General features: G+C 23.8%; 14 protein-coding genes. 6 read left to right on the forward strand and 8 right to left on the reverse strand.

Going from position 1 to position 11,962, the window contains the following annotated elements; all coding sequences use genetic code 4:
- Positions 1–278: 278 nt before the first annotated feature.
- Positions 279–962, reverse strand: a complete 684-nt coding sequence (locus AAHM85_RS02000; protein WP_342260804.1) for an IS1595 family transposase — start codon at positions 960–962, stop codon at positions 279–281.
- Between the two features lie 732 nt (positions 963–1,694).
- On the opposite strand from AAHM85_RS02000, the gene AAHM85_RS02005 reads away from it, so the two are divergent.
- The 4 genes from AAHM85_RS02005 (at position 1,695) to AAHM85_RS02020 (ending at position 3,854) form a co-directional block, all read left to right on the forward strand.
- Positions 1,695–2,471 (forward strand): BspA family leucine-rich repeat surface protein, encoded by a 777-nt coding sequence (locus tag AAHM85_RS02005; protein ID WP_342260805.1) that lies wholly within the window; start codon positions 1,695–1,697, stop codon positions 2,469–2,471.
- Between the two features lie 179 nt (positions 2,472–2,650).
- Positions 2,651–2,947 carry a hypothetical protein gene (locus tag AAHM85_RS02010; protein WP_342260806.1) on the forward strand — a complete coding sequence of 99 codons (297 nt, stop codon included), beginning with the start codon at positions 2,651–2,653 and terminating at the stop codon, positions 2,945–2,947.
- A 60-nt stretch (positions 2,948–3,007) separates the two neighbouring features.
- Positions 3,008–3,355, forward strand: a complete 348-nt coding sequence (locus AAHM85_RS02015) for a transposase family protein (protein ID WP_342260488.1) — start codon at positions 3,008–3,010, stop codon at positions 3,353–3,355.
- Between the two features lie 4 nt (positions 3,356–3,359).
- A complete protein-coding gene (locus AAHM85_RS02020; protein ID WP_342260487.1) occupies positions 3,360–3,854 on the forward strand; it encodes a transposase family protein in 495 nt (164 codons plus the stop codon).
- Positions 3,855–3,859: 5 nt separating this feature from the next.
- Here AAHM85_RS02020 and AAHM85_RS02025 read toward each other — a convergent pair whose 3' ends face one another.
- From AAHM85_RS02025 to AAHM85_RS02040, 4 genes are all read right to left on the reverse strand, one after another.
- Positions 3,860–3,994, reverse strand: a complete 135-nt coding sequence (locus AAHM85_RS02025; RefSeq protein ID WP_342260807.1) for a hypothetical protein — start codon at positions 3,992–3,994, stop codon at positions 3,860–3,862.
- Between the two features lie 180 nt (positions 3,995–4,174).
- Positions 4,175–7,138 carry an AAA family ATPase gene (locus AAHM85_RS02030; protein ID WP_342260808.1) on the reverse strand — a complete coding sequence of 988 codons (2,964 nt, stop codon included), beginning with the start codon at positions 7,136–7,138 and terminating at the stop codon, positions 4,175–4,177.
- Positions 7,139–8,155: 1,017 nt separating this feature from the next.
- On the reverse strand, positions 8,156–8,692 hold the full coding sequence (locus AAHM85_RS02035) for an IS1595 family transposase (RefSeq protein ID WP_342261688.1): 537 nt from the start codon (positions 8,690–8,692) through the stop codon (positions 8,156–8,158).
- Positions 8,658–8,990: a hypothetical protein gene (locus AAHM85_RS02040; RefSeq protein WP_342260809.1), complete on the reverse strand. Its 333-nt coding sequence runs from the start codon at positions 8,988–8,990 to the stop codon at positions 8,658–8,660. Before AAHM85_RS02040 ends, AAHM85_RS02035 begins: the two co-directional genes overlap by 35 nt.
- A gap of 138 nt (positions 8,991–9,128) precedes the next feature.
- Here AAHM85_RS02040 and AAHM85_RS02045 point away from each other — a divergent pair, with 138 nt between their 5' ends.
- Together AAHM85_RS02045 and AAHM85_RS02050 are read left to right on the forward strand one after the other, a co-directional pair.
- Positions 9,129–9,476 carry a transposase family protein gene (locus AAHM85_RS02045; protein ID WP_342260488.1) on the forward strand — a complete coding sequence of 116 codons (348 nt, stop codon included), beginning with the start codon at positions 9,129–9,131 and terminating at the stop codon, positions 9,474–9,476.
- Between the two features lie 4 nt (positions 9,477–9,480).
- Complete coding sequence (locus tag AAHM85_RS02050) at positions 9,481–9,975, forward strand: transposase family protein (protein WP_342260487.1); 495 nt, start codon at positions 9,481–9,483, stop codon at positions 9,973–9,975.
- 29 nt (positions 9,976–10,004) lie between these two features.
- Here the strand turns inward: AAHM85_RS02050 and AAHM85_RS02055 are convergent, their stop codons facing one another.
- Genes AAHM85_RS02055 through AAHM85_RS02065 form a run of 3 tightly spaced genes read right to left on the reverse strand, consistent with a single transcriptional unit; the run spans position 10,005 to position 11,936 of the window.
- Positions 10,005–10,331, reverse strand: coding sequence for a hypothetical protein (locus AAHM85_RS02055; RefSeq protein WP_342260810.1), 327 nt, complete (start codon positions 10,329–10,331; stop codon positions 10,005–10,007).
- Positions 10,325–11,806, reverse strand: coding sequence for a hypothetical protein (locus AAHM85_RS02060; protein WP_342260811.1), 1,482 nt, complete (start codon positions 11,804–11,806; stop codon positions 10,325–10,327). Before AAHM85_RS02060 ends, AAHM85_RS02055 begins: the two co-directional genes overlap by 7 nt.
- A gap of 4 nt (positions 11,807–11,810) precedes the next feature.
- The gene (locus AAHM85_RS02065) at positions 11,811–11,936 is read right to left on the reverse strand and encodes a hypothetical protein (protein ID WP_342260812.1); all 126 of its coding nucleotides are present in this window, start codon (positions 11,934–11,936) and stop codon (positions 11,811–11,813) included.
- Between the last annotated feature and the right edge of the window lie 26 nt (positions 11,937–11,962).

An 11,962-nucleotide genomic window follows, 5' to 3' on the forward strand; every position in this document is an offset into this window, starting at 1 on the left:
GGTTCTTAGAGCTCAAATATTATAAAGAACAAACAATGAAATTTGGACAGGACTAAAATTTTGCTTTCAAGCAACAATGATCACACTTAAACAATTAAAACTTAAACAATAAATAATATCAGTTATGATAGCAGTTTTAAAAATAAAAGCTATCATAAAGAAAATAAAATTAATAGTTAATGATATTAAAAAAACTCTTTTCTCCCTTTATGTACTATTTTTTAATTTTATCACATAAATGCTGAGAAAAGCGTATCTACGGACTTCTCCCCACATTTTTAAATTAAACACAGCATTACAATTTCAAAACTAGATATCTTGTTGAATTTATATGCAGCTTCTTTGGCATATAAATAAACATGATGTTTTGCAACTTTGATATGTGTTTTAAATGTTCTTCTTATATGTTTTCAAACTGATTCAATTTGATTGGTATTTACACCAGTTTTTGAAACATAACCATCTTGATGGTTAACTGTTTTATGTTTTGGGAAAACCAATTTGAAATCGCAATATCCTTTTCAATCATCAGTATATACATGACATTTTGAAGAAATGTGGCTTCTTGCAAAATTCAAAAGACTTTTACTCTTTGCATTTTGCAATACTTTCACAATTAAATTATTAGTTGTTTTTTCATAAATGCCAACAATCAATGTTTTATTTTTCAAGGATCTTCCTTGTTTTTTAAAAGCCATATGTGAAAGATACATTTCATCAATTTGCACTGTGCCTTCAACAATAAATTGAGGTTCTTGTTTTGCAATACGTGTTCTAATTTTATGACCCATTCTCCATGCTGTTTTTAAGGTCACTCCCAATTCTTTTGAAACATCAGTTGACGGAATCCCATGTTTGGTGTTTATTCATCTAAAGATGAGATAAAATCATGATTTTAAAGATGTTTGTGACCTTGAAAATATGGTAGCCGTGAGAATACTAAATGTTTGATTACATTTCAAACATCTTATTCTTTTTAATCAGAAGTATTCAAATTAAAACTAGAACACCTAATACATTTGTTTTCTTTCAAATTTGCTATATACGCAAGACATTGCTGTTCAGTAAAGCATTGTTGAACTCATTCAGTTTCATTGTTCTCTCCACATGTACATGTGGAGAGAAGTCCGTAAAAATATTCAAAGTATAATATAAAAATCCATAATAAATACCCCTCTAAATTATATTAAATATATTTCAATTATAACAACTAATGAAATAAGTTTAATAACTTAGATTTATATTTTAATTTTGTACAAAAATATATTTAAAATCTATATTTTAAATATATAATTCAATTATAAACTTACATAATATAAGTTTATAATTAACTTTAGTTTTAAAGTAATTGAATTTTTAATTTTAAAATAAAGGGGAATTAAAATTATACCATCAATAACTGAAATAGTTAATATATATTATACACAAGATTTGTTAAGAGAAAGAGAAAAAAATAAAAATATTAAAAAAGAAAAAATAAATGACAAATTAGATGTTAATAAGGTAAATTCTAGTGATATACAAAGTAAACAACGATGAACTAACAAAGATAATAGTTATTGTAGTATTTCATAATTTGTTATTAATACAAATATACAAAAATAGTTAATTGCATTTATTTTTAAAAGCACTAAAATATAGTTAACTTCTTAAATTTAAGAAGTTATTGGAAAAACAAAAAGGGGGTTTTCATAATGAAAACATTAATAAAAACATTAAGTATTTTAACACTTGCAACAACCACAGGAAATTTAACAAGTTTTTTAAACTCAACTATACAAAAAAATAATATTACAACTAACTATATTCAAAATAAAACTCAACAAGACACAATTTATATTGACAAAGATGGTAAACAAATAACAACTAGTGAAAGAGACTTATCAAAGATAAATAGTAAAGAAATTATTCAAATTGGATTTTTTAAAAATATATTAGGAGAAATTCAAGTTGTTAGAATGCCAAAAACAATTGAAAAAGTACCTGACAAATTACCACCAGAAATAACATCTTTAAAAAATATGTTTACAGGTTCAACCTCATTCAATCAAGACCTTTCAACATGAGATACTTCCAATATAACAAATATGAATTTTACATTTAATGGAGCCACTTCATTTAATAGTAATATTACTAATTGAAATGTTTCTAATGTAAAAAGTACTTTTGTTATGTTTGCAAATGCAACCTCATTCAATCAAAACCTTTCAACATGAATTGTATCTAATATAAACCGTTTTAGTCTTATGTTTTATGGTGCAACCTCATTCAATCAAAACATTTCAAATTGAAATACTTCTAATGCAGTATATATGAATTTTATGTTTTATGGTGCTAAATTATTCAATCAAGACCTTTCAACATGAAATGTAAAAAAAGTAACAGAACATAGTAACTTTGCAAATTATTCAGGAATTACTAATCCTAATAAATTACCAAAGTTTAAAAATAATATTATAACAATAAAATAATTAATATATTGTTAATTTTGCTTGCCTTTTATATTAATACTTAAAGTGTTAAAATTAAGATGGATAGAAAATATTTCCTAGTTTTGGATTAATATTATCATTCCTAAAATTTATAGAAACTATTATTAATCCAAAATATCCTTTTAATTTATAACATATATATAAAGAAGGTGTTTAAAATGAAAAATTTAATTACTGCCCTAAGTGTTTTAACACTTGGTACAACTGTAGGAAATTTAAGTAGTAACTTAAAGACTAATCAAAAAACAGAAGCTGTTAATACTATTTTAAACCAAGATATAAAAAAAGTAAGTAATGTTGATTTATCTAATATTACTGCTGAAAATAGCGTTTGAAAATATCTAACAAAAAATAACGTAGCAACATATGCAGGTGGCGAAAACTATTATCAATATTATTTTGCTTACCATGTTATTGGATTAAATCATTATACATTAGACTTACTGCATAACTAGTTAACTTTTTATTTTTTTGTTATTATTAAAATAAAATTTGAATAGTTAAGGATAAACTTTATGACATATTTTGAATTAAAAGATAAATCTGATCAATATTTTCGTAAAATAGTGGGTATTAATAAACTCGTTTTTAACGAAATTTTAAATATTTTATTAGAACATCAAAAACTCAAAACTACTATTGGTGGAAGGCCATATAAAATGTCAATAGAAGATCGACTAGTAATGAGTTTAAGATATTTATATGAAAATCGTACATATCATAGTATTGGTGCTGAGTATGGTATGGTTGATACTACTGCTTTACGAAATATTCGTTCAATTGAAGATATTTTAATAAAGAATAATAAGTTTAATAATTTAACAAATAAAAATATTTTTTTAAAAAGAAGAATTAAAAAATAAAATTTTGATAATTGATGTAACAGAGGTAGAAACAGAACGACCAAAATATAACCAAAAAGATTGATTTTCTGGTAAAAAATGAATGCATACTGTTAAGTTTCAAACCGTAATTAATGCAAATACTAATGAAATTTTAAATATTTTTTCTGATATTGGTAAAAATCATGATTTTAAAACTTTTAAGAATTCAAAGTTAAAGTTTTTACCAGAAACTATAATTCTTGCAGATAAAGGTTATCAAGGTTTACAAAAAATTCATGCTAATACATTTTTACCCATTAAAATTAGCAAAAATAATCCTAAAACAAATAAAACCAAAATCTTTAATAAGATTATTAATAAAACTCGTAGAAAAATTGAACATGTTTTTGCATTTTTAAAATGTTTTAAGATTATTGGTTATAAATTTAGAAAAGCCAGAAAACGAATATTTTTAAGATTTAATTTAATTGCAGGATTTTATAATTTATCATTAAAACTTAAAAACGTTATGCAGTAAGTCTATTATACATTACATAAATTAAATAATACGATTGGTTCAGGAATAGGAGCAGTCTCTGCTGTCCTAGGTGTTGCTTTACCAGCATTAGCTGCAATAATTGGTGCAGTTGCAGCAATATTAATTGCACAATGATACATATGACAAATTTCTGACTATGATAATGATAATGGAGTTATTATTGATATGGTTGGTTTAACACCAACATGAATCGTTAATGTTTCATCACAATAAAAAAAATAATACTTAAATTTATTAAAAACAGACCTATTTCACAGGTCTGTTTTTAATAAATATTAATTTTAATATAACATAAAAATTTAAACGACATAATTAACATTTTTCGCTGATTTATCGCTTTCAATAATTTTTTTAGCATCTGCTAATTTAATGGCTACCATTTTCGTAATTCCTTGATTTTGCATAGTTGTACCATATAATACATCACAATTTTCCATTGTTCCTGGACGATGAGTAACAATAATAAATTGTGTATATTGTGAAAAACTACGAACATATCTAGCAAAACGCTCTAAATTTGCTGGATCCAATGGTGCTTCAACCTCATCTAATATTGTCAATGGCAACGGCTTGACTTTTAAAATAGCAAATAATACCGCTAATGCAACCAATGATTTTTCACCACCTGATAACAAGTTTAAATTATTAATTCTTTTACCAGGAGGATTAGCAAGTACTTCCACACCTGTATTTAAAATATCATCAGGTGATGTATATCGTAAACTACAAGTTCCTCCACCAAATAAAGTTTGAAATGTTTCGGGCAATACCATATTAATAGCTTTGATTGTTTCGTCAAATTGCGTTACCATAACATTATCCATTTCATCAATAGTTGTTAACAACGATTGTGATGCTAATTGTAATTCATCATGTTTAGTTTTTAAACGTAAATAACGTTCATTTTCATTTTCAAATTCTTCAATAGCATTAATATTTACAAATCCTAAATCTTCAATTTCACTACGTAATTGTTGTACCAAATTACGTGCTTGTTGTTCATCTGCTAATGGTTCGCTATAATGTTCTCTAGCATATTCATAAGTTAAATTATAAGTTTCAACTAAGCGTCTTAAATGTTGTTCTACTTTTGACTCCATTTTTACTTGTTCAAGCTTTTGATTATTTAATTTATCACTAGTCATAAAATGTTCTTGATTTAAACTATATAATTCATTTTCTAAAGTTTGCATTTGTTCTAATAATTGATGTTTCTGTTTACGAATTAATTGTAATTGACTTTTTATTGTTGCTTGATCATATTTAGAATTTTCATATTGAATAAAAATATCATTTAATTGGTTTGTAGTATCAATATCTAATTTTTTACCAGTTAATGTTTGATATTGAGTAGTTAATAATTGTGATTGATTAGTGATATCACTAATTTCACTAATCAATTTATTTATTGTTAAAGTAATTGTCAACTTTTGACCTTGATAATTATTTAATTCGCTTTCAATACTTGTTCTTTGGACATTTATATTAACTAATTGTTGTTCTAATGATTTAATTTCTTCTTTTAATTCAGAAACTATTAACTTTTCTTTAAAAACAAAAACATTAATATTATTTTGATATTGATAACCTCCAACAATGGCACCACCAGCTTTAATTAATTGACCATCTAAAGTTACACATTGGTATTTAGCAGCAATTAATTGTGAAATAACTCTTGCGCTTTCTAAGTCTTCACAAATAATAGTACGACCTAAAAGAAAATTAATAACCGGGTGGATTCTACTATCAACTGCTGTAACTAAATGATGAGCAAAACTTAAATAACCCGATTTACTATTAACAATAATTTCATCTTCTTTAGTCGCTGTTCGAACTTGAATTGAATTTAAAGGTAAAAAAGTGGCAATTCCTGCTTTATTTTGTTTTAAAAATTCAACAGCCTTGGTTGCATCTTTGTTAGTAGCCGTAACAATATTTTTTAAAGTATTGCCTAATACTTTAACAATCGCTTCACTATAAAGATCGGGCACCGAAATTAAATCACTCACTACTCCAATGATGCCATATAGTTTATCTTTATTATTTAAAATTGTTTGAACACCCAAATATTTTTGATTTTGTCGTTGTTGATAATTAATTACCGATTCTAATTGTGCTTTTTTTTCGCCTAAACCACGATGAATATTATTTTGTCCTAAAATTAAATCTTGATGTTGAACATTTAGTTCTTCAAATAAATTATTAATTTTATCAAAATTTTCTTGTTCTTTTTTTTGCAAAAAAGTTTTTTGTTCAATAATAGTAAGCAAAGTTTCAATTTCATTTTTTAATTTTTCAACTTCTGTTTGATCTTTTATTTCACTTTGTTTTGTTTTCATTAACGATTTTTGTTGTTCTAAAACTTGCAATAAACTATTAACATTAGATAAATTCATTTCTAAACTATTAATGTTTTTATCTAAATCATAACTTTTATTTTTTAAAAATTTTAATTGTTGTTCATTCTTACTAATACTTAAATTAAGTTGTTGTTGTAAAATTTCATTATCATTTATAGTGACTGTTGTAAGTTTTAATTGATTATGATAAGTTTCCAAATCTTTAACAATAATAGTAATTTCATATTTTTTTAAATTATCACGTAATTCAACATAAGTTTTAGATTTCTGTGCTTGTTTTGCTAATGGTTCAATTTTTCTACTTATTTCACTAATAATATCATTAACTCGAACTAAATTTTCATTAGTACGCTCTAATTTACGTAATGACTCTTCTTTCCTCTTTTTGTATTTTGAAACACCCGCAGCCTCTTCAAATAAAGTTCTTCTTTCTTCTGGCTTAGAATCAGCAAATCGTGAAACATTACCTTGACTAATAATTGCAAGTGAACCTTTAGCTAAACCTGTACCCATAATAATTTCTTGTACATCTTTTAAACGAACACGAGCTTTATTAATGTAATATTCATTTTCTGAACTATTACGAAAAGTTTTTCTAGTAATTTGTACTTCATTAAAATCAACTTTAAATATTTTATTAGTATTATCAAAAACTAAAGTAACTTGAGCACTATTTAATGGCTGTTTGCCTTTAGCACCATTAAAAATTATATCTTCACTATTTTCACCACGTAATGATTTAACTGATTGTTCACCTAAAACTCAACGAATAGCATCATTAATATTAGACTTTCCAGAACCATTAGGGCCAACAATACCTACAATATTAGTATCAAATTCTATTGTTAAAGGCTCTGCAAATGACTTAAAACCATATGCTTCAATTCTTTTTAAGAATGCCATCTTACCTCACCTATTTTAAAATATATATTTATATTTTACCATGAATCAGCTTAATATTTATTGTTAAGATTTACAGAAATATTACTTTATTTGCATTATTATTTGTTCTTTAATTGTTTTATAATAAAATTTATTAATTCACAAATAAAATAACGTAGTACTAATAATAGTACTAATAATTAACATTATAACTAAGATACTATTAATTCATAATGGAATTCCAATAATTGAATAATTAAAGTTGAGGATATTATAAGGATAAATAAAATTTTTAACATCATTTGCTTGTAAAATGCTAGCTCTAATATAAATATAAGTTAGATAAATAATTGGATAAATAACTACTAATATAAATTGTTTTTTAATATTGATATTAAATTTATTTTTTCTAAACGTTAAAATTAAAAAAATAATCATCAATATTGGTGATACTAAATGATCTAAAAAGGAACAAAATAAAGATAAATTATTTAATTTTCAAAATCAACTAAGTTCTAAATCTAACTTTGAAACACTATCAATAAATATTCCCACTCAAAAAATAAGAGCAGTAATAGTTATATATATTGTTAAATTAATTTGACTATAAATATTAGTGAATTTATTTGTCTGCTCTTTTTGATGATAAATTAAAGAAAATAAAAATCAAATATTAACAATAAATATTGTTTGAGAAGACCAAAATGATAACATTATATCAAAGTTTTGCAATACTATAGAATTATAAAAATTATCTTTATTACTAGTATTAACATATCAAAATTCAGTAAATACAGAAAAGATGATAGTCAATATTGATAAAATAAAAATTAATATACAGCTTAATAATTTATATAAAAATCTTCAATCTTTAAATTTTTGCTTATATAATAAAAACACAAATTATTCCTCTTTGAAAAATACAATCATATTTAATAAATATAATAATAACAATTTCGCTTTTCTTTATGTACTATTTTTTAATTTTATCACATAAATGCTGAGAAAAGCGTATCTACGGACTTCTTCCCCACATTTTTAAATTAAACACAGCATTACAATTTCAAAACTAGGTATCTTGTTGAATTTATATGCAGCTTCTTTGGCATATAAATAAACATGATGTTTTGCAACTTTGATATGTGTTTTAAATGTTCTTCTTATATGTTTTCAAACTGATTCAATTTGATTGGTATTTACACCAGTTTTTGAAACATAACCATCTTGATGATTAACTGTTTTATGTTTTGGGAAAACCAATTTGAAATCGCAATATCCTTTTCAATCATCAGTATATACATGACATTTTAAAGAAATGTGGCTTCTTGAAAAATTCAAAAGACTTTTACTCTTTACATTTTTCAATACTTTCACAATTAAATTATTAGTTGTTTTTTCATAAATGCCAACAATCAATGTTTTATTTTTCAAGGATCTTCCTTGTTTTTTAAAAGCCATATGTGAAAGATACATTTTATCAATTTGCACTGTGCCTTCAACAATAAATTGAGGTTCTTGTTTTGCAATACGTCTTCTAATTTTATGACCCATTCTCCATGCTGTTTTTAAGGTCACTCTCAATTCTTTTGAAACATCAGTTGACAGAATTCCATGTTTGTGTGTTTATTCATCTAAAGATGAGGTAAAATCATGATCTTAAAGATGTTTGTGACCTTGAAAATATGGTACCCGTGAAAATACTAAATGTTTGATTACATTTCAAACATCTTATTCTTTTTAAATCAGAAGTATTCAAATTAAAACTAGAACACCTAATACATTTGTTTTCTTTCAAATTTGCTATATATGCAAGACATTGCTGTTCAGTTTGAAAAACATTGTTGAACTCATTCAGTTTCATTGTTCCCTCCACAAGTACATGTGGGGAGAAGTACGAACAATTTTTTTGCTAATTTAATAAAAAAAAGTATTAGACTTACTGCATAACTAGTTAACTTTTTATTTTTTTGTTATTATTAAAATAAAATTTGAATAGTTAAGGATAAACTTTATGACATATTTTGAATTAAAAGATAAATCTGATCAATATTTTCGTAAAATAGTGGGTATTAATAAACTCGTTTTTAACGAAATTTTAAATATTTTATTAGAACATCAAAAACTCAAAACTACTATTGGTGGAAGGCCATATAAAATGTCAATAGAAGATCGACTAGTAATGAGTTTAAGATATTTATATGAAAATCGTACATATCATAGTATTGGTGCTGAGTATGGTATGGTTGATACTACTGCTTTACGAAATATTCGTTCAATTGAAGATATTTTAATAAAGAATAATAAGTTTAATAATTTAACAAATAAAAATATTTTTTTAAAAAGAAGAATTAAAAAATAAAATTTTGATAATTGATGTAACAGAGGTAGAAACAGAACGACCAAAATATAACCAAAAAGATTGATTTTCTGGTAAAAAATGAATGCATACTGTTAAGTTTCAAACCGTAATTAATGCAAATACTAATGAAATTTTAAATATTTTTTCTGATATTGGTAAAAATCATGATTTTAAAACTTTTAAGAATTCAAAGTTAAAGTTTTTACCAGAAACTATAATTCTTGCAGATAAAGGTTATCAAGGTTTACAAAAAATTCATGCTAATACATTTTTACCCATTAAAATTAGCAAAAATAATCCTAAAACAAATAAAACCAAAATCTTTAATAAGATTATTAATAAAACTCGTAGAAAAATTGAACATGTTTTTGCATTTTTAAAATGTTTTAAGATTATTGGTTATAAATTTAGAAAAGCCAGAAAACGAATATTTTTAAGATTTAATTTAATTGCAGGATTTTATAATTTATCATTAAAACTTAAAAACGTTATGCAGTAAGTCTAATTTATCATTAAAACTTAAAAACGTTATGCAGTAAGTCTATTATATTTAGCAACTCTACCACAAAAACTATTAGGTAATATTTTAAGTGATTTACTATTATCTTCATTAACTATAATCATAATAAATACTTTACCCATTAAACTATTTTGTAAACCAAATTTATAAAATTTTTCTAATCATTTATCTTTTAAATTCATTTCATTTAAATAATCTAATATTTCTTTTTTACTTGAATTAAATAAAAAACCTTTACCTAATCATAATTTAGTTGATTTTTGAGCAATAATCATAGGTATATCAATATATCAATTTGATTTATCACAACTTAAATATTCCATTGTATTTATCATAATTCATCACCATTAAATTTATTTTTATTAATTAATAATTTATTATTAATACCATTAATTAATCATTTCATTTCATGCATTAAAGCATACATATCACTATCTCAAGTATCATCATGTAAATCTAACATTTTAGGAGTATTATTATTACTATCTAATTTCTTTTTATCTAATCATTGCATTAAACTATATTGTCTTTTAGTTTCTGAACATTTTTCTCAATTAAAACTAATAATATTTTTAAGCATACAAATTGTTGTAAAATCAATTCTATCATTTAAATATAAAATTGATTTATCTACTGCTATAAATTTTAATCATGTTATATTACGTTTTTTAACTCAACTTTTTAAAACATCAATAAATACTAATCCACCATTACCATAATCAACATAACAAATAAAACCAAATAACATTGCTATATAACGTTTACTTTCATTTAAATAATAATTAATAATATCATTTGCTAATGTATCAGTATCTTTATATTGCATAGTAACATTACTATGATAAAATTCACTTTCTTTATGTGCTCTTCTTCCGTTTTCATTTTCACCAATAAATCATAATGAAGCAGCAGTTGGATGACCACTACTACTTGTTGCCATACCAATATCTAATCCACCAGTTAATCTTTGTACTTGAAAATCTAATTTAGTACCTACTTTATCTAAATATCTTGCAAATATAGCACCAGTAAGAATACTAGGTACCCCATAATATCAACTTTGTGCTTTAATAGGGTCTAATACTTTTAATTCTTCTAAATCATTAATCATATCTAATGTTAAATTATGAGAATTTACTTTTCAATTTGAATAATGAAATAATTTAAATATATTATTATCAAATACTGATTTAATTTGTTCATTATTTTCTTTCATAATTTCTAAATTAAAAGGTACTATTTTATTCATATATTCAATAAAATATTGATAAATATTATCTGGATTACAACTTTTTATTTTAATTCTTTTTTTAGCATTACCTAATGCAAATGTAATTGCTTGAAATTCTTGTTGACTAAATTCATTTGCTTCTTCACATCATTCAATTGCTAAATCAAAACCTTTAATTTCACTTCTAGAAAGCCCTTTTAAAGGTATTCTATCATTTGAATTACTATATACACCCATAACTCTAATAAATGATTTACTACCTTTAAATCTAAAATCTGCTTGTTTATTTGGATATTTTAAAGTAAAATCTTTATAATCATTAAAATGAATTGTTATTAAAGCATTATATATTTCTTTAACTAAATCATTAATATCTTTATTTAATTTTCTAAAACAATAGATAGCAATTGATTTATTAACTTTAATTGATATTGCAAGTAATATTGCTAATTCTTCTGCAATACTATATGTTTTACTTGAATATCTACTTCCACTTAAATTATATTCACTATGAGTAAAATCATTTTTATTTAATAATCAATAACTAATTGCATGTAAATAAGTAAATTCTTTATTCATAATATTATTCCTGTAATTCTTCTAATTTTAAAAGTTGACCATATCTTGTAGGGTCACTAATAATAGCAATTGTATCATTCTGCATTTGTAAAGAAAGCATTATTCTACCATTAATATTATCTCAATCCAAAGTTTGAACCTCAGTATTTAACTCAC

Source organism: Spiroplasma endosymbiont of Notiophilus biguttatus (assembly GCF_964030985.1).
Taxonomy (GTDB): Bacteria; Bacillota_I; Bacilli_A; order Mycoplasmatales; family VBWQ01; genus Spiroplasma_E; species Spiroplasma_E ixodetis_A.